The 20606-nt window shown below is 46.7% G+C and carries 22 protein-coding genes and 1 tRNA gene; 5 read left to right on the top strand and 18 right to left on the bottom strand.

Annotated features, from left to right (window positions below):
• Positions 1-22 precede the first annotated feature (22 nt).
• Genes minE through minC form a run of 3 tightly spaced genes read right to left on the bottom strand, consistent with a single transcriptional unit; the run spans position 23 to position 1781 of the window.
• Positions 23-286, bottom strand: a complete 264-nt coding sequence (gene minE / locus R7P69_RS15835) for a cell division topological specificity factor MinE (RefSeq protein ID WP_005388332.1) — start codon at positions 284-286, stop codon at positions 23-25.
• 2 nt (positions 287-288) lie between these two features.
• Entirely contained in the window at positions 289-1101 is an 813-nt protein-coding gene (gene minD, locus R7P69_RS15830; RefSeq protein ID WP_005388331.1) for a septum site-determining protein MinD, read from the bottom strand.
• A 17-nt stretch (positions 1102-1118) separates the two neighbouring features.
• Positions 1119-1781, bottom strand: coding sequence for a septum site-determining protein MinC (gene minC / locus R7P69_RS15825; protein WP_005382304.1), 663 nt, complete (start codon positions 1779-1781; stop codon positions 1119-1121).
• A 197-nt stretch (positions 1782-1978) separates the two neighbouring features.
• Between minC and R7P69_RS15820 the strand changes: the two genes are divergently transcribed.
• The 4 genes from R7P69_RS15820 (at position 1979) to R7P69_RS15805 (ending at position 5770) form a co-directional block, all read left to right on the top strand.
• Positions 1979-2260 (top strand): YcgL domain-containing protein, encoded by a 282-nt coding sequence (locus tag R7P69_RS15820; protein WP_005382303.1) that lies wholly within the window; start codon positions 1979-1981, stop codon positions 2258-2260.
• Between the two features lie 48 nt (positions 2261-2308).
• Positions 2309-3280, top strand: coding sequence for a lytic transglycosylase domain-containing protein (locus R7P69_RS15815; protein WP_033906907.1), 972 nt, complete (start codon positions 2309-2311; stop codon positions 3278-3280).
• 88 nt (positions 3281-3368) lie between these two features.
• A complete protein-coding gene (locus R7P69_RS15810) occupies positions 3369-4313 on the top strand; it encodes a LysR family transcriptional regulator (RefSeq protein ID WP_017634801.1) in 945 nt (314 codons plus the stop codon).
• A 257-nt stretch (positions 4314-4570) separates the two neighbouring features.
• Positions 4571-5770, top strand: coding sequence for a NupC/NupG family nucleoside CNT transporter (locus tag R7P69_RS15805; RefSeq protein WP_005382298.1), 1200 nt, complete (start codon positions 4571-4573; stop codon positions 5768-5770).
• Positions 5771-5837: 67 nt separating this feature from the next.
• On the opposite strand, the gene folD is transcribed toward R7P69_RS15805, so the two are convergent.
• Positions 5838-6698, bottom strand: coding sequence for a bifunctional methylenetetrahydrofolate dehydrogenase/methenyltetrahydrofolate cyclohydrolase FolD (folD, locus tag R7P69_RS15800; protein WP_005382297.1), 861 nt, complete (start codon positions 6696-6698; stop codon positions 5838-5840).
• A 203-nt stretch (positions 6699-6901) separates the two neighbouring features.
• On the opposite strand from folD, the gene R7P69_RS15795 reads away from it, so the two are divergent.
• Positions 6902-6978, top strand: a tRNA-Arg gene (locus tag R7P69_RS15795).
• 185 nt (positions 6979-7163) lie between these two features.
• Here R7P69_RS15795 and R7P69_RS15790 read toward each other — a convergent pair.
• Genes R7P69_RS15790 through R7P69_RS15725 form a run of 14 tightly spaced genes read right to left on the bottom strand, consistent with a single transcriptional unit; the run spans position 7164 to position 20596 of the window.
• Positions 7164-8387: a beta-ketoacyl-ACP synthase gene (locus R7P69_RS15790; RefSeq protein ID WP_053307508.1), complete on the bottom strand. Its 1224-nt coding sequence runs from the start codon at positions 8385-8387 to the stop codon at positions 7164-7166.
• Entirely contained in the window at positions 8384-9109 is a 726-nt protein-coding gene (gene fabG / locus R7P69_RS15785) for a 3-oxoacyl-ACP reductase FabG (protein WP_005382294.1), read from the bottom strand. Before fabG ends, R7P69_RS15790 begins: the two co-directional genes overlap by 4 nt.
• The gene (locus tag R7P69_RS15780) at positions 9106-9570 is read right to left on the bottom strand and encodes a hotdog family protein (protein WP_017634799.1); all 465 of its coding nucleotides are present in this window, start codon (positions 9568-9570) and stop codon (positions 9106-9108) included. The genes fabG and R7P69_RS15780 overlap by 4 nt, the downstream gene beginning before the upstream one ends.
• A complete protein-coding gene (locus R7P69_RS15775) occupies positions 9563-10750 on the bottom strand; it encodes a beta-ketoacyl-[acyl-carrier-protein] synthase family protein (RefSeq protein WP_258488172.1) in 1188 nt (395 codons plus the stop codon). Before R7P69_RS15775 ends, R7P69_RS15780 begins: the two co-directional genes overlap by 8 nt.
• Before the next feature lie 20 nt (positions 10751-10770).
• Positions 10771-11382 (bottom strand): DUF3261 domain-containing protein, encoded by a 612-nt coding sequence (locus tag R7P69_RS15770; protein WP_054575211.1) that lies wholly within the window; start codon positions 11380-11382, stop codon positions 10771-10773.
• On the bottom strand, positions 11379-13721 hold the full coding sequence (locus tag R7P69_RS15765) for an MMPL family transporter (protein WP_238952243.1): 2343 nt from the start codon (positions 13719-13721) through the stop codon (positions 11379-11381). Before R7P69_RS15765 ends, R7P69_RS15770 begins: the two co-directional genes overlap by 4 nt.
• Positions 13693-14313 carry a LolA family protein gene (locus R7P69_RS15760; RefSeq protein ID WP_054575209.1) on the bottom strand — a complete coding sequence of 207 codons (621 nt, stop codon included), beginning with the start codon at positions 14311-14313 and terminating at the stop codon, positions 13693-13695. The genes R7P69_RS15765 and R7P69_RS15760 overlap by 29 nt, the downstream gene beginning before the upstream one ends.
• Positions 14313-14759 (bottom strand): acyl-CoA thioesterase, encoded by a 447-nt coding sequence (locus R7P69_RS15755; RefSeq protein WP_054575208.1) that lies wholly within the window; start codon positions 14757-14759, stop codon positions 14313-14315. Before R7P69_RS15755 ends, R7P69_RS15760 begins: the two co-directional genes overlap by 1 nt.
• Positions 14759-16312: an HAL/PAL/TAL family ammonia-lyase gene (hutH, locus tag R7P69_RS15750; RefSeq protein ID WP_053815764.1), complete on the bottom strand. Its 1554-nt coding sequence runs from the start codon at positions 16310-16312 to the stop codon at positions 14759-14761. The genes R7P69_RS15755 and hutH overlap by 1 nt, the downstream gene beginning before the upstream one ends.
• Complete coding sequence (locus tag R7P69_RS15745) at positions 16296-18002, bottom strand: glycosyltransferase family 2 protein (RefSeq protein ID WP_005382283.1); 1707 nt, start codon at positions 18000-18002, stop codon at positions 16296-16298. The genes hutH and R7P69_RS15745 overlap by 17 nt, the downstream gene beginning before the upstream one ends.
• Positions 17995-18363 (bottom strand): 3-hydroxyacyl-ACP dehydratase, encoded by a 369-nt coding sequence (locus R7P69_RS15740; protein WP_017634794.1) that lies wholly within the window; start codon positions 18361-18363, stop codon positions 17995-17997. The genes R7P69_RS15745 and R7P69_RS15740 overlap by 8 nt, the downstream gene beginning before the upstream one ends.
• 10 nt (positions 18364-18373) lie before the next feature.
• Positions 18374-19774, bottom strand: a complete 1401-nt coding sequence (locus tag R7P69_RS15735) for an AMP-binding protein (protein WP_158173735.1) — start codon at positions 19772-19774, stop codon at positions 18374-18376.
• Between the two features lie 4 nt (positions 19775-19778).
• Positions 19779-20339, bottom strand: a complete 561-nt coding sequence (locus R7P69_RS15730; RefSeq protein WP_104978906.1) for a hypothetical protein — start codon at positions 20337-20339, stop codon at positions 19779-19781.
• Complete coding sequence (locus tag R7P69_RS15725) at positions 20339-20596, bottom strand: acyl carrier protein (RefSeq protein WP_005382279.1); 258 nt, start codon at positions 20594-20596, stop codon at positions 20339-20341. Before R7P69_RS15725 ends, R7P69_RS15730 begins: the two co-directional genes overlap by 1 nt.
• Positions 20597-20606 lie beyond the last annotated feature (10 nt).

Here is a 20606-nt window from a genome sequence, read left to right as displayed (position 1 = left end):
TTCGTCTGGCGAGAGAAACTGATTACTTTTCTTCGTCTGGTAGCTTCACATTCAGCTCAAGAACTGAGATATCGTCGTCTTTGTGCTCAAATGTTAAGTCAACCATATTTGGATCAATTGCCACGTACTTGCTGATCACCTTCAAGATGTCTTCTTTTAATTGAGGCAAGTAAGACGGCGCAGGATCATTTTGGCTGCGGCGCTCTGCGACAATGATTTGCAAACGCTCTTTAGCTAGATTCGCAGAAGTTTTCTTCTGTGGACGGAAAAATTCTAATAATGACATGTCTAGCCTCCAAAGAGTCGTTTAAAGAGTCCTTTCTTCTCCTCAGTAAGGAAACGAAATTCAACCTGATTGCCTAATAAGCGATCAACGGTGTCAGAATAAGCCATACCCGCATCGGTGTTATCGTCAAAAGTGACTGGCACACCTTTGTTTGACGCGTTAAGCACGGCTTGGCTTTCTGGAATCACGCCCAGTAGTGGAATATGTAAGATCTCCTCTACGTCTTCAACGCTTAGCATTTCGCCTTGAGTGACGCGAGATGGGTTGTAGCGAGTCAGTAACAGGTGCTGTTTTACTGGCTCTAGCCCTTGCTCTGCACGCAGTGACTTAGAATCTAAAATACCGAGAATGCGGTCAGAGTCACGTACAGAAGAGACTTCTGGGTTCGTTGTGACAATGGCTTCATCGGCATAGTACAAGGCCATTAACGCGCCTTGCTCGATACCTGCTGGTGAATCACAAATAATGAAATCAAAGCCCATTTCATCAAGTTCGCCGAATACGCGCTGAACACCATCTTTTGTCAGTGCGTCTTTATCACGAGTTTGAGAAGCAGGAAGAATAAATAGGTTGTCCGTGCGCTTATCTTTGATCAGCGCTTGGTTTAATGTCGCTTCGCCGTTAATGACGTTCACAAAGTCATACACGACGCGGCGCTCACAGCCCATGATTAGATCGAGGTTACGCAAACCGATGTCAAAATCGATCACCGCGGTCTTTTTTCCCTTAAGAGCTAGACCAGAGGCGATGGCTGCGCTTGAAGTGGTTTTACCAACGCCACCTTTACCAGACGTTACTACAATAATGCGTGCCATTTTTTTTCCTTTTTAGATTAAATCGCGAGAACTTCTAAATGTAATGATTCATCGGCTTTACTGATCATTACTTTCTTTTGCCAGTACTCGCTTTCAATTTGATCGCTTAACCAGTAGTCACCCGCAATGGATACCAGTTCTGCTTGTAAATCGTGGCAAATAATACGCGCTTCCTGCTGACCACTTGCTCCTGCAATCGCACGACCTCGAAGTGTGCCATGGATATGAATAGAGCCGTCAGCAATGACTTCAGCACCTGCACTTACGTGCGCTAGCACCACCAAATCACCATCTTTTGCGTAGATCTGTTGTCCTGAGCGGACAGGCGTACGAACTACTTTCGTTGGTGCCATTTTGGCAGGTGCTTGGCTTGGCGATTTGCTCGCCGACATAATGGCGAAGCCAGCTTCGGAAGCAAGGTTTTGTACACGCTTGTCTTTACAGCCCGTTACACCGACCGGAATAAAACCAGCATCTGAGATGCCTTGTTTAAGCTTAGGGAAATCAATGTCGCCTTGTACTTTTGCTATATTGATTACCAAAGGCGCGGATGCAAAAAAAGAAGGTGCTTGAGAAACTTTTTCTTGCAAAAATTCGACAGTCTTTGCGATCTCATTGTCAGAAAGGTGTAAAACTGACAATGTAAAACTGCTACCTTTAAGGTCTGGTGAATGGGTCATCGTGGACTTCTTGCCTTTATTGAAAGAGCGTTGCCTTAAACTAGGTATGTCATGTTATATTTCATCCTTTGACGCAGCAAGTTCTCTCGTGGGTAAATAGGTGAATTAATCTCAAATTTGCTATTAAGTTTGCGAGAATTTGACGTTTTCAACCTAATCCGCACTCAACGCGGCTAAATCAGCATAAAAGGCGTGTCATGCTTTGTTCTATTTATAAAAGCTCGAAAAAAGAAGGTACTTATCTCTATATTCCGAAAAAGGATGACTTTTCACAGGTTCCTGACACCTTAATGCAGATGTTCGGTAAGCCTATCGCTGTCATGACGATTAAACTTGATGGCCGTAAATTGGCACAAGTTGATATCGAAAAAGTGAAGGCTTCATTACAAAATGATGGCTTCTTTCTTCAGGTTCCACCGCCGCCGGAGAACCTATTAGAAAAGTACAAAGAACAAAAAGCCCAGCAGAAAGGCGAATAACGTCATCGTTTTTCATCTGGGATTTCTGCCTTGCTCAAGGAGGGCAATATGAAAAAGATACTGGCTACCATGCTTAGCGTTGGTATGTGTACCTCGGTTTTTGCAAGTAGCGAGGGTTTTGATGAATACTTGAATAAGCTGCGTGCTGAAGCTCGTGATAAAGGTATCTCAGAGCAGGTCATTAGTGCTGCTTTTGCTAATGTTGAGTACAAGCCCCGAGCAGTAAAAGCGGACCGAAACCAACCAGAAAAGAAACTGACATTGGATGAGTACATTCCTCGCGCGGTGCCTGAATGGAAGGTGAAGCAAGCCAGACAACTCTACAAAGAGCATTACACCGAGCTAAAGCGTATAGGCGATGAGTACGGTGTCCACCCGCGCTTTATTGTGGCACTTTGGGGAGTTGAAAGTAACTTTGGTAAGTTTACCGGCAACTTTAAAGTGATTGATGCACTATCCACAATGGCATTTGAAGGCCGTCGTGAAGAGTTTTTCCGTAAAGAGACTATGTCGGCACTTCAGATCCTCGATCAAGGCCATATTGAGCTAGAGAACTTTAAAGGCTCATGGGCTGGTGCGATGGGTCAATGCCAGTTTATGCCAAGCTCTTTCCTTCGTTTTGCTGCTGACGGCAACGGTGATGGTAAAAAAGACATATGGCAATCTGAAGCGGACGTGTTTGCATCAACCGCTAACTATTTGAGCAAGTCTGGTTGGGATGATAAATATACTTGGGGTCGCCAAGTTAAGGTTCCTAAAAATATTGATCGCAGCCTAGAAGGGCGCACGGCTGAAAAAGGCAAATACCTTCAAGAGTGGAGCCAATTAGGTATCACAAAATATGACGGTAGCCCGTTGCCAAAACTGGATGAAGACATCAAAGCATGGTTGATCATGCCGGACGACGAGAATGGTCGTACGTATCTGGTTTACAATAACTACAACGTATTGATGAAGTGGAACCGCTCTTACTACTTCGCACTTGCTGTGAGTCACTTGGCTGACCGCATTAAATACTGATCTGCCATCAAACAATTTGGCATTCAGTCTTCAATACAAGGGCTCTTCGGAGCCCTTTGTTTTTTCTATAACCAAATCGAGGTAAAGCGTGTTATCTGAACGTGCCGCACAAATGGTGATTTTCTCCGCTCTTCTTAAACACAAAAGCTTCACAGCTGCTGCAAAGAGCTTAGGCGTGTCGGTGTCTCATGTGAGTAAACAGTTGAGTCAGTTAGAAGCGTCTCTTGGTATCAAGCTTGTTCAACGCACTACGCGAAGCTTTACGCCGACTGAGGCAGGGAAAACCTTTTTTCATCACTGTGAGCAAGTGGTACAAGCGGTGAGCAGCGCCACATTAGAGATGGAAACCCAGCGGGATGAAGTGGCAGGTTTGGTACGTCTTGGGTTGTCGCAATCATTTGGTACCTTACACATTATTCCAGCGATTCAAGAGTTACGCGAACTGTATCCTCAACTTCAAGTGGAAGTACATCTGTTTGACTATAAGGTCGATATGTTAGCCGAAGGGCTCGATTTATGGGTAACCAACAACGAGCATTTGCCTGAAGGTTACATTGCGCAGCGTTTGACGGATTGCCAGTTTGTTGTTGCGGCATCGCCAGATTACTTATTGAAACATGACACGCCAACAGAACCGGATGACCTATCTGCTCACAACTGCCTCATATACAGAAGCTGGGAGCGTGACTATACGGGGTGGGCGTTTACCAAAGATCAGCAAGAATTGAACGTAAAAGTCTCGGGTAACTATTCAGTAGATCTGGCAGAAGCCGTTCGGGATGCGGCTATTGCAGGTTGGGGTATTGCCTACCTTGCCACTTACTTGCTGGGTGATGAGTTCAGAACGGGTAAGTTAATACAGCTGTTACCTGATTGGAAAGCCAGCCAGTCGATGCCGTTTTATGCGGTATACCCAAGCCGCCAGCATATGCCAAAAAAAATATCCGCAGTGATTAACTTTATCAAACAGAAGATCGGCAACCCTTGTCATTGGGACCAACGTTTGGCGCCTTACATCTCTATTCCTAAATAACAGGATCAATGACGTTGTAGAACGACACATAAGGTGATTCACTTCACAAAAATTTTTCCTGAATCAGAAACATATTTTCCATATGGAAACAATTAAAATAAGCAAACGTTTATCTTCAATAAATTCAATTGGTTATTTTGTTGGTCAGTTATTGGTCGCTTAAACTTTTCACACTGTTAACATCCTCAACTTGCAGCATTTTGAGTCCGCTATACAATCCGGTGCCTTCTATATCCCCCTTCTGTCGGATTCATTTTATGAACTCAATTATTGGTATCGTAGCCATACTATTCCTAGCATGGCTACTTTCTACAAATAGAAAAAATATAAAGCTGAGAACGGTGTCGTTTGCGTTTGCTTTGCAGGTACTGTTTGCGTTGTTGGTTTTATATGTACCAGCAGGACGAGATGCGCTGAATTCAGTGAGCAGTGTTGTGTCGAATTTGATCAACTATGGTCAAGAGGGCATTGCGTTTTTATTCGGTAATTTGGCGACAGGGGGCTTCACCTTTGCGATCAATGTTCTGGGTATCATCGTTTTCTTCTCCTCTCTTATCTCAGGTCTTTATCACATTGGTGTGATGCCAAAAATCATTAACTTTATCGGTGGTGGTATTCAAAAGCTGCTGGGTATCGGTCGTGCTGAGTCTTTGTCTGCTACGGCGAATATCTTTGTTGGCACCATTGAAGCACCATTAATGGTAAAGCCTTACCTAAAACACATGACTGACTCGCAGTTCTTTGCAGTTATGACAGGTGGTTTAGCGTCAGTTGCTGGCGGAACGTTGGTTGGTTACGCATCACTGGGTGTCGACCTCAACTATCTTATTGCTGCTGCATTTATGTCGGCACCTGCCGGCTTGTTGATGGCAAAAATTTTAATGCCAGAAGATACGGATAAAGCAGCAGATATCGACATTAGCCAAGTTGAAATTCCACGTGCAACCAACGTAGTAGAAGCATTAGCCGATGGTGCCATGGCGGGTGTACGCATTGCTGTATCGGTCGGTGGTACGTTACTGGCGTTTATTAGTGTCATTGCAATGCTAAACGGCATGTTAGGCTGGATAGGTGATCTGATTGGGACACCATTAAGTTTTGAGCTCATCCTAGGTTTTGTGTTTGCGCCAGTCGCTTGGTTGTTGGGTATACCATGGCAAGAAGCAACCACAGCAGGCTCGCTGATTGGTAACAAGATTGTGGTGAATGAGTTCGTCGCTTTCATCCAGCTTGCAGAAGTGAAGTCTCAACTTAGTGAACACTCACAAGCAATCGTGACGTTTGCTTTGTGTGGCTTTGCAAATATCTCAAGCATGGCGATGCTGATTGGTGGGTTGGGCTCTTTGGTACCAGAAAAGCGTGCATTTGTTTCTAAGCATGGTTTCCGTGCGATTATCGCTGGTGTCATGGCGAACTTAATGAGCGCTTCTATTGCGGGCGTGATTTTAAGTCTGTAATTGAAATAGATATCAACAATTAGCAAAAAGGCTCCTTGCGGAGCCTTTTTCGTATCTGAAATTTACGTTATTTGTCTGTGTGGAACTGTTCGCAAGCGAGCATCGTGTTCTCAATTAAACTTGCGACGGTCATTGGGCCAACGCCACCAGGAACAGGAGTAATAAAGCTCGCACTTTCACGTGCTTTGTCGTATTCCACGTCGCCAACTAGTTTGCCTGAATCAAGACGGTTAATACCGACATCGACCACCACTGCGCCTTTTTTAATCCACTCACCAGGGATGAAGTTAGGTTTACCAACCGCAACCACGACAACGTCAGCTTGACGCACATGACTCTCTAGGTCTTTGGTAAAACGGTGACATGTTGTTGTTGTGCAGCCCGCAAGCAGCAGCTCAAGTGTCATTGGACGACCAACAATGTTTGATGCGCCAACCACAACCGCATGCTTACCACGTAGCTCAATGTTGTAACGGTCGAGTAGGGTAATGATGCCCTTTGGCGTGCAAGAGCGAAGCTTTGGAATACGTTGCGCAAGACGGCCAACGTTATAAGGGTGGAAGCCATCCACGTCCTTCTCTGGGTGAATGCGCTCTAAAACATGTGTTGTGTCTATGCCCGCAGGAAGGGGTAATTGCACTAGAATGCCGTCAATTTCATCATCATTGTTTAATTCATCAATCAGCGCTAGTAACTCTTCTTCTGAGCTAGACGCAGGAAGGTCAAAAGACTTAGAAACAAACCCAACTTCTTCACATGCGCGGCGTTTGCTACCAACATAAACCTGAGAAGCAGGATCTTCACCAACTAGAACCACTGCTAAACCAGGAGCACGTAGCCCAGCTTCAACACGTGCTTTAACACGTGCAGCCACTTCGGATCGAACAGTTTGGGAAATGAGAGTTCCGTCTATATTTTGAGCAGTCATGACTTTCCTTATAAATTAAGAAGGCAGATTATCTGCGGCGCATTGTCGCAGAATTTCTTATTAACATCCATACGCAAACGTTTGCTTTGTGGTGTTTTTGAACATTAAGCGTTTTAATGGACTTTTTTTAGGCATTCAGATCAGAATGTTATGAAAACCCGTTGATTTACCCGTTTGAACTCGTATAATCCTGTCCCTGTAGCGCGCCCTTAGCTCAGCTGGATAGAGCACGTCCCTTCTAAGGATGTGGTCATTGGTTCGAATCCAATAGGGCGTGCCATTTATTCAAAAGCCTCGATAACTCTTTGAGTTGTCGGGGCTTTGTCGTTTTTAGGTTTTTGGCTGTAATTGCCACTCTATCTACAACTTTTGAATGGCATTCTAGCCATTGCAATTTCTAGCAATCTGGATAGCAACCAATAAAAAAGCGCTGGTTAACCAGCGCTTTTGCATTTATTAAGGGCATTACATCTTTTTAAAGATGATGGAGGTGTTGATGCCGCCAAAGGCGAAGTTGTTACTCATCAAATATTTCACGTCCAGCTCTCGGCCTTGTCCGGCGATGTAGTCTAAATCGCCACATTGCTCGTCGAGGTTTTCTAGGTTGAGCGTTGGGTTAAACCAACCTGTGTGCATCATTTCTAAACCTAGCCACGCTTCAATCGCGCCACAGGCGCCTAGTGTGTGGCCAAAGTAGCTCTTGAGTGAACTGATTGGCACTTTGCCCAGAGCATTCGCTGTTGCGTTGCTTTCCGCAATATCGCCGCGGTCGGTGGCAGTGCCGTGAGCAGATACATAGTCGATCTTCTCAGAAGGAATGCCCGCGTTTTGCAAAGCCATTTCCATACAGATTTGCATGGTTTCCATCTGTGGTTGAGTGACGTGTGCGGCATCACAGTTGCTGGCAAAACCGATGATTTCTGCATAGATTTTCGCGCCACGAGCGACGGCGTGTTCGTACTCTTCCAGAACTAGCGTTCCCGCACCTTCACCAATCACCAAACCATCGCGATCGGAGTCATAAGGTCTTGGTGTGCTTTTCGGGTCTTCATTCTTCAGACTGGTGGCAAAAAGGGTATCGAAGACCGCGGATTCCGTTGGGCACAATTCTTCAGCGCCACCAGCAACCATGACCGTTTGGTAGCCGTGCTTGATCGCTTCGTAGGCGTAGCCGATTGCTTGGCTGCCAGAGGTACATGCACTGCTGGTTGGGATCACTCGGCCTTTCAAACCGAAAAATAGACCAACGTTCACTGCCGTGGTATGCGGCATCATTTGCACGTAAGTCGTTGCGGTGATCGCTTTAGTGGTTTTCTCATTCAGCATGACACCAAATGCGCCGATTGCGTCAGTACTGCCTGTTGATGAGCCGTATGCGATACCCGTTTGACCATTGGTGAGTACGTCGTTACCAATCAAACCTGCTTGGCTTAGTGCGTTTTCTGTTGCGACGGTCGCCAATTTGGAAACACGCCCCATGCCGCGTACTTGCTTGCGCTTGTAGTGCTTTGGCAGTTCAAAATCTAAAATTGGTGCCGCGAGCTTGGTGTTCAAACCATCATACTGTTCGTAAGAAGGCATGTATTGCGTCGCGTTCTGGCAGTCACGCAGTTTTGGTTCGACAGATTGCCAATCGTTACCAAACGCAGTCACGCCTGACATTCCGGTTACAACAACTCGACGGCTCATATTAGGCCTCCGTTTACCGAAATGACTTGGCGAGTTACATAGCCTGCGATGTCAGACATAAGGTAACTGACTAAACCAGCAACTTCTTCTGGCTCTCCCATGCGGCGCAAAGGAATTTGCGGCATCGCATGTTCTTTCACGTGTTCGTCTACCATGCCTGTGTCGATAAGCCCTGGAGCAACGCAGTTGACGGTGATTTTGCGTTTTGCCAGTTCAAGCGCGAGTGATTTTGTTGCACCAATTACGCCCGCTTTCGCTGCGCTGTAGTTAGTTTGACCACGATTCCCCATTAGGCCAGAGACTGATGCAAGCGTAACAATTCGGCCGCCTTTGCGCTTTTGCACCATTGGCATAACACAAGGGTGAAGAACGTTGTAGAAGCTATCTAAGTTGGTATGAATCACACCATCCCATTCTTCTTCGGTCATCGCAGGGAAAGCGGTATCTTTTGTGATACCAGCGTTGTTCACGACGCCATAGTAAGCGCCGTGTTCGGCGATATCGGCTTCTAGCTTCTCACGACAATCTGCACGGTCACTGATGTCGAATTGGATAAGACGACCGCTACCACCATGCTGTTCGATGGTGTTTAGGGTGTCTTGCGCGCCTTGTTGATCGCCCATGTAATGGACAATGACTTGGAAACCATCTTTGGCTAATTGAACGGCAATGGCTTTACCGATGCCTTTGCTGGCACCTGTAACGAGGACTTGTCGGGTCATTGTTGACTCCTGATTTTCATTTCTTGTAATTTTTCTTCTGATGGAACGTAAACGTTCAATTGGCAAGTCGCTACAACAGTTCCTTGTAGCTCAATACGGGCTGAAAAAACCGCCATACCGTTATCTTCCATAACTTTTTCAGCATACACATCGAGCACCTGTCCGCGAGAAAACGTATCGCATTCAGACGTGTATCGACGGCTACCAAGCAAAAAGCCAATCGGTGGCGCTTGTTCTTTCATTAATGCGTGGTAACCAGACCACGCCGCGACAGATTGCGCCATAAACTCAATGCCAACGTAAGCTGGCACAGTTTGAGAGGCCGAGTCGAAGAACGGGTTGTGTTCTGCGATATCAACCTGGCAGTGAATCGTATCTTGTTGAACATCCAAAGCACGATCGACCAAGATCATTGGTTTGTCGTGTGGCAAAAGTTGTTCGATGGGAGGAAGTTTAGTCATGAGCGTAACCAAAAATAAGACTAATATTATTGCCACCAAAAGCAAAAGAGTTGCTGAGAATCGCTTTGTTACCCAGTCTGGTTGGCGTCTCAACTAACGATATATGGATATCGTCTGCTTTGGTTTCGCAGTGTTGTATTGGCAAATCAAGGTTGTACTTGAGAATATGCCAAGTGATCGCGGCTTCCGTTGCACTTGCTGCGCCTAATGTGTGTCCGGTAAGTGGCTTTGTCGAGCTTACGGGAACGGAGTCTCCAAAGCAGCGATGAATGGCTTTGCTTTCCATCGCATCGTTTAACGGCGTTGCTGTGCCATGCGCGTTGATGTAACCAATGTCTTGCGCTGTAAGTCCTGCATTGGCCAACGCTTTTTTCATCGCTTCTTCTGCGCCTAACCCTTCTGGATGTGGTGCGGAAATATGGTGTGCGTCTGAGCTGTCGCCAGCTCCGAGAAGAGCAACGGGCGCAGGTGTTTTGCTTAGCAACATTAATGCTGCGGCTTCGCCGATATTGATGCCGTTGCGATGTTGATCAAACGGCTTACAAAGGCTATCGGATAGAGCTTCTAGACCGTTAAAGCCGTTTAGTGTTAGCCGACAAATGGTATCTACACCACCCACAATAACCGCATCAACAATGCCAGAGCGAATCAGGCGTTGCGCGGTTAAAAAGACACGACCACTAGAAGAACAGGCGGTTGAAACTGAGTAATGTGGGCCGCTCAAATCAAAGTAGGCGGCAATAAAATCGCTGCAGTTGCCAAGCTCTTGTTTGGTGTAATGGTAGTCGGCAGGAAAATTACCCTTTGCCAGCTTTTCACCAAATGCGATTTCGCCGTCTGAAATGCCAGATGTGCTGGTGCCGATCACGACTGCGATACGGTCACGGCCATATTTAGCAATGGCGTCACGCACGTCGCCTTCGATTTGCTGCAAAGCCGAAAGTGCGAGGCGGTTGTTTCTCGTATCAAACTGGCTGAGTGCGGGTGGTAATTGCGGTAACGTCTGTGCGATTCGACCGATTACTGTTTGGCGGCCTGAATTTAAAATATCTCGGTCAACCACCATGTTGGATGGCTTCGCTCCCGATAAACACTGGTGGATGAGCGCGTCATCTTGCCCCATGGCAGAGTGAAAGCCACAGGCCTGAATATACAAAGGTTGAGAAGAGCGAATAGGCATATTGTTATTCTAAATTTTTCTTAATTAATCTGATGTTGCAGTGTTTGAATAGAAATTGAAAACTGATGTTTGAGGTGATGAAAATCAATCTTACCCTCTAACTTGTTAGAAGAGCTGTATTGAATCTCAATGATCTTTTCACCGTCGCTATCAAAGATGGCGCGAGAATTATTTTTATCAATAATTCGCCACCTTACCTCATTTAACGATCCTTCCCAAGCGGAACTCGGCCAGAGCGTGATCATCAGGTTAAATAATACCTGTTCTGGCTGCGGTAGCGAACCTTGTAAACCGTTGAGCACTTCGGTTTGAATTTGTTCTCCATCGTAAGACAGTGAGAGTACTCTTGTCCCCCAGGATGAGAAGCCTGCCAGCACCACTTCGTTGTTGGTCACTTGCAGTTGTACCGGAAGTTGCTCAGATGTGGTTTTACCATCTATTGCCCAAGAAGCCGTAATTAACTGACTGGCAGACAACTGATAGCCCAAGCTTGCGGGAGTGGGCAAGCTAACTTGGGTGTGCTCGGCAATGTCGACCTGAGGCGTCGATTGGTGAGGGACCAAGCTGCATGCACTTAAAAACAGGCTCAGTGCGAATAACGTCGCGCAGCGAAAGGCGTGATTGAAAATCATGACGTCGTTTCCTCTGTTTTAATTGCAATCGGAGAGAGCAGCCAAGCGACAAAAATACCACTTAACACCGTAATGCCAAAACTGTGAATCGCGTGAGTTTGGCTGAGTGACAGCAATCCAAATGACAACACAGTGGTCATTGCCGAAAGGGTGATCGCCAATAGTGTGCTCACACTGCGGGCTTTCTCGGCAAAGAACAGAGTGTAATCGATCCCTATACCAAGAATGAGCACCAAGCCAAGCAAGTTGAACAGGTTTAATGTTGTTCCCATCGCGACAGCAGTTGCCAGACCGCAGGCGCAAGCAATCAATGATGGCAGTAAAACTCGGCAACTGTGTTGCAGACCGTACCGCTTGATTAATACCAGAAAGATCACAGCACTGGCGGCTGCCAATAGCTCCATGATTTTGATTCGGTATTCACCAAATAGGGTGGATATTTCTTCAGCTTTGTTTAGGTAGACAACATCAGACTGTGATTTGGCAAATGCCTTAACAACAACGGAGTCTTGCAATTGGTTTAACACCACTACCGTTGCCGATTTTCCTTTGATCTTACCCAAATGAAGAAAACGTACAGGCGCTGATACCGGGTTTTGCAAGTACTGTTCAACCGTAACAGGGATAAAGTCGGCGTCCATTTTGGGCTTTTTACTTAAGCCCAGCCCGGAAGTCAGTGGGCTGGATTGTGTCGCGTAAAGATCGCGAATCAATTGATAGTCTTGTTGCTGACGTTCCACTGAGCTCAAGTAGCGGCTCAGGCTCTGGTAGCTTTCGATGGTGCTGTCCGCTTTCCACGCTTCTAAAGTTGGTGTCAAAGACTCCAGCTTTTTCATTAGGTTTTCGTCATCGTCGGCGGTAACGACCAACATTTGCTGCGAAGATTGCATGCCACTGAGCGTCGTAATCAAGGTTTCTTGCTGCTTGAGATCGTTCGGCATCGTTTGCAGCAGACGAATGTCGTCATCGTAGTTCAATTGCAGCAAGAAAAAGCCACTCGCAACCACACATAACATCGGTAATCCGACTTTAATTCGAGGTTGATTCCAAAGCGTTAACCATTTCGCCAACAGTGATTGTCCCGGTAAAGTCGAAATGGAGCGCGATGGGTTACGAGCCAGTATCGGATACCAAGCCACCACGGTGATGTAAGCGGCAATCAGACCAATGGATGAAAACAGCGCAAGCTGCTGCAAACCAGGAAAGGGTGCCACTAACATGCCCAAATAGCCGATCAAACTGGTGATTAAGCCAAGTGTGATCGCTATGAAAATATGCTTTAACCCTTGCTCGCTATCCCATTCATTTCCCGCCGCAAGGCGTTCGGTTAGGTAGTGGAATGCGTAGTCGATAGACACGCCGATTAAACTTGCGCCAAACACTAAGCTGAACAGATGGACTTTTCCAAAAATCCACGTCGTAACGGACAACGCAACGAGCAAACCAATGGTGATGGAAAGCAGTGCGAGAGACAGTGGCATCACACTACGAAAGACCAACACGAACAATGCAATGATACCGAGCAGAGAGAACACACCGATGGTACTGATCTCCGATTTTGCACTTTGCGTACCAAAGTCGGCGTAAAATAGAACGCCTGTATGTGAGACTTCAGCGCCATATTTCTGCGCGACGCTTTGTTCTAGCGCTTGAATATCAGGGACGGCAAGCTGCCCAGTTAGGCTATAAGGCGAGTCTTTTAGTTCGGCAGTAATAAGCAAGTATTGAGCATCGTCTTTTTCGACGGACAGATAGCCGTTATCCAATCGGAAAGAGGACGATTGCTGGGTAACTTGGCTTAAATAATCACGAAATAGCAAGAAAGGATCATTTTGTAACTCTTGCCCAGTCACCCCAGAAAACGGGTTGTACAGAGACTGAATCACATGCTGCACTTGCTGTTCTGGATTTTGGCTTAAACGCTCTCGTTGTTCAGGCGTCAGCAATTGGAAGCGGTGCTTAAAGTAGTAACTCGCCCAAGCTTGCTGTTCTTGAGGTGAGATTTTTCCTACCACATCGCGAAAATGATTACTTTGGCGTAACCCCTTATCAAATTCAGCGGCCGCTGCAAAAAGGGCATTTTTGTCCGGCGCTGTGATCACGAAAATGACTTTGTCGCTCATACTTGCCGAGACCGACTCAAAGGCTTGCTCAGCCACCGGGTTTTGTTGGTTCTTCGGCAGCAGTTTTAAAATGTTGGTCTCAATCGGAGATTCTGCACTCCAAACCCATTGTTTGAGTAGCAACGCGCCCGCTAAAACAACGAGATTGAGCCAAACCAGAGCAAAGGTATGAGTGCCGAGACTGAGTTTAGAAACGGAATTGAGCGTCTTCGGCATCCGTGAGTTCCTGAGGTAGAGAGGTCTGGTTTGTAAACGTGATTTCGGTCTTATCGCCACGCAGCTCTTGTAGGGTTAGGCGATCAATGTGCGTTTTACCGGAAAGAGTGATGGATTGAAACACCGCATTTAATGGCGACTGTTTTGGCACTAAAACGAGCTGCCATTGATTGTTCTCAACTGAAAAATCGAGTGTGAATTGTTCTTGCAGTGCAGAAGTATCCCCGTGGAACACGGATAAAAACACATGACTAAAGTAGAACGCCATTGGGTTTTCTTGTGCAGAGATCGTTTTCGGTGCTTGGTCGGCAAAAGTCTGACGAAGTTTGTTTTCCGTCAATACCAAATTGACTGCGAAAGGTTCTGTTTGTTGCCACAACAAGCCATGTGTTTTGCTCAGTGTGAACTGACCTTTAGAGGTTAAAGGTTGACTAAACATTTCCAGATGACGCTGCTGCGTAAAATCTCCGCGTACGATTTCATGCTGAGACAACTGCTGTTGAAGCGATGCCAAATCCGTTACATTTACTGTCGGTGTGGCCAGTGCTGGAACAGAAAATATCAGCAAAAAAGAGAGTAACCACTTTTGCATTAGTCCAGACTCCCATGGTTGTGCCATTGCTCTACTTTATCTAAAAAGATTGCTGGAGAAACAAAGCACATCTCTTGCTTTTCAATGGATACGGCGACTTGCGTTGTATGCGCTTTGCACATACGTTGATTCGTTTCGGCGTCGTAAATCACGTAATCCACACGTAAGCGGTTTTCCCACTCAGTGAGTTGCGCGGTAATGCGAATGGTGTGATTAAACGGAATCGCCTTCACGTATTTAACGCGCGTGTCGATGATCGGCCACATGTACCCAGAGTCTTGCATATCGCGATAGCTGTATTGGATCTTTTCCATCAGCACACGACGCGCTTCTTCAAAATATCGAAAGAAGTTGCCGTGATAAATCACGCCCATCGGGTCAGCATCTTGGAATGAGGTGACCATAGTCACCTCCGCTTTTAATGGGTAGAGAACCTGCTCTTGCATTATACCTCCGCGTAGAGTGGCCAATGACGTTGCTGAATGCGTTCAATGAAATGGCGCAAATCTTGTTCCAATGGGCGATCTTCAATCACAAATTCAAACTCGTTCAGTACTGCGTCACGAATTACTCGCAAACTCTGACTCATGTGGTGTTCGTCCAATTCGTTATGACGGCGACGAATCTCAACCGCTTGAACGCTTGCTAGGAGTGAAGCCGCAGCAACTTGCTCTGTTAACTCAAGTACGCGTAAGCAATCACGAGCCGCAATGGTGCCCATGCTCACTTTGTCTTGGTTGTGACATTCGGTTGAGCGAGAAAAAACGCTCGCTGGCATAGTGTTTTTCAACGCTTCTGCCGTCCAAGCTGAGATACCAATCTGAACCGCTTTAAAGCCGTGGTTGATCGGTTTACGCTCGCCTTCTGCACCGGTTAAGTTAAACGGCAGGCCGTTATTGAACTTGTAATCCATCAGTTGCGCCATCTGACGGTCCAGCAAATCAGCTAAGTTGGCAATGTTCACTTTCAACGTATCCATCGCCATTGCGATATGACCACCGTAGAAGTGACCGCCGTGCAGAACGCGCTCGTTGTCGCCATCGATAATTGGATTGTCGTTGGCACTATTTAGTTCATTCTCAATCAATTGACGTAGCCAAGGCAGTGAGTCTTGCACCATGCCAATTACGTGTGGCGCACAACGCAGCGAGTAGCGATCTTGCAGTCGGTCGCTATTGCGTGGCGGACGCTCAGCATTGAGATCATCACGCAGCCAAGCCGCAACTTGCTGTTGACCAGGGTGAGGCTTTACCGCAAACAACGCTTCATCAAAGTGGAAGTCATTACCTTGCATACCCACAGAGACCATCGCGGTAATCTTGGTGCAAAGCTGAGCTAGGTATTCTGCGCGTTTGTAGGCAAGACAGGCGAGGGCAGTCATCACGGATGTACCGTTCATTAACGCCAAACCTTCTTTTGGTTTTAGGCGAATTGGCTCAATGCCCAGCTCTGCAAACACTTCTTGTGTTGGTCGCACATCGCCTTTGTAAAGCACTTCACGCTCGCCAATTAAGGTCGCCGCTAGGTAAGACAGAGGCGTTAAATCGCCACTTGCGCCCACCGAGCCTTCTTGTGGAATACGCGGCGCAATGTCGTGGTTGATAAGCGTAACGATTTGGTTCAACAGATCGTGAGACACGCCAGATACGCCTTGCGACAATGAACATAAACGGGTTGCCAGCACCGCGCGAGCTTGCTCATGAGAAAGGATTTGACCTAAGCCACAACCATGGAAGCGTGTAAGGTGCAACGGAAGTTCATCCACAAGAGCGGGTGGAATCGCCACAGTACATGAATCGCCGTAACCGGTAGTCACGCCGTAAATAACGCCTTCTTCTTTCAGTAATCGTTCCAGAAACGCCACGCCACGATCAATTTTCGCGGTAAATTCTGGCGAGGTGTTCATGTTTGCCTTTGCACCTTGAGCAATGGCAACGACATCTTCGATGGTTAAAGATTGGGCACCAAAAGTGATGTTGTGATTATTGTTGTTTGTCATGTGGCTGATTACTTAAAGTCCAGAAGTTAAAAAAGTTGTACCACTGTAACGGCGCTTGCAGTGTGTGGTGTTCTAATCTGTGGGCGTACTGTTGAACAACGTGTTCTAGTGCCTGCTGACGCTCCTTGCGCGGTAGCGTGATTTGGTCACTAAAGTGTTCAAAGTACACATTAAAATGCGGAGTGTTTGCTTCATCGTCGCGTAGGCCGAAGAGTAGATAAACCGGCGCTTTTAATACCGAGGCCAGCATGAATGGGCCTTGCGGAAATGGCGCTGGTTTACCAAGAAAATCTGCCCAAACGACACGATTTTCTTTGCTGGTAGAAGTGCGATCGCCAACGATCACCACCCATTCGCCTTGCTCGATTTTTTGTTGAAGCAGAATCGCGGTGTCTGGTCCCATTGAGCTGACTTGAATCAAATTCAGTTCCGAGTTTGGGTTTACCGCCTTCATTACCGCATTAAATTGTTCAGCGTGTTGGGTAAATACCAAGGCGTTGATTTTGACATGAGAGTGTCGACGACCAAGCGCGCGGCAGAGTTCGATATTGCCAAGGTGCGAGCCTAAAATGAGCACGCCTTGTTTTTTCTGCGCCATCTCTTCGAAATGATGCTGGCCGTGAATGGTTAGGTTATCGACGTTAAAGTCACCTTGCCAGGCAGCCAGTTTGTCGAGCATGGTTCGCCCAAAAGAAAGCAGATGATGATAGCTGTCCAACTGTTTTGGTAGTGCGATGCTCTGCTGCGTTGCGTAGTACTGCAAGTTTTGCAGGTAAACCTCAGACGCTTCACGGGCAGATTTACCCGTGAAGTGGTAGTAGCGCATGACTAATTTTAAAATCAGGTCAAACGCTTTTCTGCCGAACAAGCGGTAAACCGCGAGTAAGGTTTTGATGCCTAAAATCGTGCCTTGTTCTTTTCGTTTCGACCAGTGGGCATTACTGTCATCTGTGTTTTGGCGCTTTCTGGCGAGTAGCGAAGGAATGCGCGGCAACATGCCAAAAAATAGGCGAGTGTGCATCCAGCTTATCTTGACGTTGTCCCACAATGCGTCGAAGTGGGAAATGCCACCTTCAGGGTAGATCACGCGCGTTGGAACAAAATCAATGTCGACGCCTTCCCAATACATTCGCACTAGAATTTCGATATCAAAATCCATGCGTTTGCCGATGCTGTACTTGTTCAACACGGCGACCGTTTTCGCCACTGGGTAGGCGCGAAAACCGCACATGCTGTCTTTGATAGATAGTGACAAGGTTTCTATCCACACCCACACGTGCGTAGCGTAGCGACCATACAAACGGGATTTAGGTACGCTCTCGTCGTATATCGGTTGGCCCGAAATCAGGTTATCTGGTTTTGTTTCGCTGGCGCTGAGCAATTTCGGCAATGCTTCTAGGTCGTGTTGACCGTCTGCGTCGATTTGAATGGCGTGCGTAAAACCAAGTTGGTGAGCTTGATGTAGGCCTGCCATCACAGCGCCACCTTTGCCTTGGTTTTCTCTCAAACTAATCAGTTTTATCAGTCCTTGCTTGCTCAAAGCAGAAAGCGCTTGTTTGGTGTCTTCATTGCTGCCGTCGTCAACGGCCAGCACTGGCAAAGCGAAAGAGGATAACGACGCAACCACGTCTGCAATTGTGCTGCCGTGGTTGTAGCAAGGAATTAAAAAGCAGGGGCGATAATCACTCACGTGACTCACCCAGTTTCATTTTTCCTGACGAGTGAGTCACCAAGGTTTCACCGTTTGTCGATGTGTACTTAAAGGTCAATTTCTCGCGCTCATTGTCCCAAGATAGTGAGAGGCAAACGTCGGCGTTTGGCAGAATCGGCTCTTGAAATTTGATGACTTCCATTCCTTTAAATACCTTGGGAGTATTCAAATATTGAACGGCGTAGAACAGCGCCCAATCAATTTGAGTGACGCCGGGTAAAAGAGGGAAGTGATTGAAATGACCTTGGAAATCTAAGATGTCAGCATCCACTCGCAGCGACAGCTCCGCGGTATGGTCACTCACTTCAATATTCTGAATAGTTGGTTTTCTTTTTTCCATGTTACTAGCTTTATTGGAATAGTTTTTCAATTTCAGCAACTTGGCGTTTGCCTTGGCTGTTCAATGGAATTTCGTCGACCACTCGGAATTTTCTCGGGATAGCGATCGGTTCTAGCCAATTGCGCAGTGCCTTGCGAAGCTCAAGCCAAAATTTGCCTTTACCAAGTTCATTAAGCACATCGCTGCCTTGATCGTTAAGTACGATGATCGAGACTAACGTGAGGCGACCAGATTCTTCCATTGGGATCACCACGCTTTCTTGAACCCACGGCAATTGCTCTAAACGTTTTTCCACTTCGACAAGGGAAATACGCTTTTCTTCGACTTTGACGATTCGGTCAGTGCGTCCACGCAATTCAAAAGAAATACTATCATGGAAATAGCATTCATCCGCAGTTTGGTACCAAGTGTTTTCATCAATGTGTGGCGAGCGGAGCTTTAAACAATTTTCATGGTTAAGCTCGGCTTCAATACCAGGGAATAACGTCCAGGGAGTACTGGCTTCGTGCTGCTGACGGTAAGCGATGCCGCCGGTTTCTGTGCTGCCAAAAACTTCAATAGGAAGTGACCCAAACAACAACTGGCTGTGCTGCGCGGCTTGGTTTGGCAAGGGACCACCAGAAGAAAATACGCACCGAATCGCAACCGGATTGTGCTCTTCACTGAGTCGTTTTAGTAACGCAGGGCTGCTTACTAGCGTGGTGTCAGCATCAGCGTGATGGACAATTTGCTCTGGGAACTCAAGGTTGTGTGCTGAAAATGGACGTGCGGAGCACAAAGGCCACAATACGCGGAACAGCAAGCCGTAAATGTGTTGATGAGAAACGGTGCTTTCAACGTGTGTGCTGGCAACCGTGTCGCCCCACAGGTTATCTAGAATAGCAACTTCGATATCGAGCTGTTTCAGCGTTTTTGCAATGGCTTTTGGTGTGCCGCTTGAACCCGAAGTAAATAGCGTTACTGGTATTTCTGCCAGGTTTAATTCACGCCAAAAATAAGGTTGTTTGGCCTCTGGCTCGTTAATCATGGTGGTTTCTAGCAATGATTGACCTTCGATCAAAAGCGAGCTCACCAATTCTGGAACCGAGACATCGGCATCATGCAGCAACAAATCGTAGTACTCACTGAGCTCTTTGAGTGCTTCTGGTTGGTAATTACCAGGTAATACAATGGATTTTCCTGCATAACAACAAGCAAAAAAGCCAACGGCAAACAGGTAGCTGTTGCCAAAACACAACGCAATGTTTTGCGTTGGTTGGGTTTCTAGCTGCTGAGTAAGTGTTGCGACGTGCTGCTGGAAATCACCCCACGTGATAACCGTGTCGCGATCGTAAGAGACTGGGGATTGCTCAGACCTCTCCGCGATGAACAAGGTCGCAAGGGAGGTAAAGCTCGAATACGTTGTATTCATACGATTAGTGTTCCTTTCGAACAAATTGACGCACGATCCATTCTCCAGCGAACAAGCCACCAGCAAGTAAGTAGCTGATGAGGCCGTTATAAAGCGTCCATATTTTTACTGGTAGGAAACAGGTATAGAGTGCAACGGCAGCGTTGAGCGTAAAAAAGGCGCACCAAACCATCGTCACTTTGCGAGTGTAAGCCACGCCACTAGCCGGAAGGTCGGGCTCTTGCAAGCGAGCAAGCCTCTCTATGAACGATTGCGGCTGTTTTAAGCTCAGTCCAAATACACACAGCATACATAAATTGACAACGACAGGGTAAAACTGAAGCCACCCATGTTGTTTAAACACCATGCCAAGCGTAATTAGGACAATGCCAACAGCGCCCGTAACGAGCGCCAAGAACTTAAACTCTTTTAGTGGGGTCTTATTTGCGACGAAAACACGCAAAAGTAACGCAGCAATTAACAAGCCCCCAACTAAGTTCAAGCCAAATTTATCTATACCGAAATAGACGGCGAAGGGGTAGGCAAACAGTACAATTGCAGACAGACCAGTCAGCAATTGGCGCATTAACTTTCCTTCAATAACTCAGTGACAGCGTTAACCACATCGTCAACGGTTCTTACTGCACTAAACTCTGCTGGCTTGATTTTTTTGCCAGTGACATTCTGTAGGTGTACGACCAAATCAACGGCGTCAATGCTATCAAGATCGAGATCTTGGTATAAGTGCGCATCTGATTGAATGTCGGCTGCGTCAATTTCGAACAGCTCAACAAGCGCATCTTTAACTTGTTCAAATACTTGATCTTTATTTACATCAGTCATGAATATACCT

It is taken from the genome of Vibrio sp. 661, from assembly GCF_033339315.1.
Classification (GTDB): Bacteria; Pseudomonadota; Gammaproteobacteria; order Enterobacterales; family Vibrionaceae; genus Vibrio; species Vibrio alginolyticus.
The sequence above is the reverse complement of the archived record's forward strand: the minus strand, read 5'-3'. Positions and strand labels throughout refer to the sequence as shown.

Excerpts from the sequence above, each read along its gene's own strand:
- hutH (WP_053815764.1), bottom strand. The coding sequence starts at position 16,312 with ATGACAAACAACAATAATCACAACATCACTTTTGGTGCCCAATCTTTA.
- R7P69_RS15740 (WP_017634794.1), bottom strand. The coding sequence starts at position 18,363 with ATGGAAAAAAGAAAACCAACTATTCAGAATATTGAAGTGAGTGACCAT.
- minD (WP_005388331.1), bottom strand. The coding sequence starts at position 1,101 with ATGGCACGCATTATTGTAGTAACGTCTGGTAAAGGTGGCGTTGGTAAA.
- R7P69_RS15760 (WP_054575209.1), bottom strand. The coding sequence starts at position 14,313 with ATGCAAAAGTGGTTACTCTCTTTTTTGCTGATATTTTCTGTTCCAGCA.
- R7P69_RS15780 (WP_017634799.1), bottom strand. The coding sequence starts at position 9,570 with ATGACTAAACTTCCTCCCATCGAACAACTTTTGCCACACGACAAACCA.
- R7P69_RS15735 (WP_158173735.1), bottom strand. The coding sequence starts at position 19,774 with ATGAATACAACGTATTCGAGCTTTACCTCCCTTGCGACCTTGTTCATC.
- R7P69_RS15765 (WP_238952243.1), bottom strand. The coding sequence starts at position 13,721 with ATGCCGAAGACGCTCAATTCCGTTTCTAAACTCAGTCTCGGCACTCAT.
- R7P69_RS15820 (WP_005382303.1), top strand. The coding sequence starts at position 1,979 with ATGCTTTGTTCTATTTATAAAAGCTCGAAAAAAGAAGGTACTTATCTC.
- folD (WP_005382297.1), bottom strand. The coding sequence starts at position 6,698 with ATGACTGCTCAAAATATAGACGGAACTCTCATTTCCCAAACTGTTCGA.
- R7P69_RS15805 (WP_005382298.1), top strand. The coding sequence starts at position 4,571 with ATGAACTCAATTATTGGTATCGTAGCCATACTATTCCTAGCATGGCTA.
- fabG (WP_005382294.1), bottom strand. The coding sequence starts at position 9,109 with ATGACCCGACAAGTCCTCGTTACAGGTGCCAGCAAAGGCATCGGTAAA.
- minC (WP_005382304.1), bottom strand. The coding sequence starts at position 1,781 with ATGACCCATTCACCAGACCTTAAAGGTAGCAGTTTTACATTGTCAGTT.
- R7P69_RS15755 (WP_054575208.1), bottom strand. The coding sequence starts at position 14,759 with ATGCAAGAGCAGGTTCTCTACCCATTAAAAGCGGAGGTGACTATGGTC.
- R7P69_RS15725 (WP_005382279.1), bottom strand. The coding sequence starts at position 20,596 with ATGACTGATGTAAATAAAGATCAAGTATTTGAACAAGTTAAAGATGCG.
- R7P69_RS15730 (WP_104978906.1), bottom strand. The coding sequence starts at position 20,339 with ATGCGCCAATTGCTGACTGGTCTGTCTGCAATTGTACTGTTTGCCTAC.
- minE (WP_005388332.1), bottom strand. The coding sequence starts at position 286 with ATGTCATTATTAGAATTTTTCCGTCCACAGAAGAAAACTTCTGCGAAT.
- R7P69_RS15775 (WP_258488172.1), bottom strand. The coding sequence starts at position 10,750 with ATGCCTATTCGCTCTTCTCAACCTTTGTATATTCAGGCCTGTGGCTTT.
- R7P69_RS15815 (WP_033906907.1), top strand. The coding sequence starts at position 2,309 with ATGAAAAAGATACTGGCTACCATGCTTAGCGTTGGTATGTGTACCTCG.
- R7P69_RS15790 (WP_053307508.1), bottom strand. The coding sequence starts at position 8,387 with ATGAGCCGTCGAGTTGTTGTAACCGGAATGTCAGGCGTGACTGCGTTT.
- R7P69_RS15770 (WP_054575211.1), bottom strand. The coding sequence starts at position 11,382 with ATGATTTTCAATCACGCCTTTCGCTGCGCGACGTTATTCGCACTGAGC.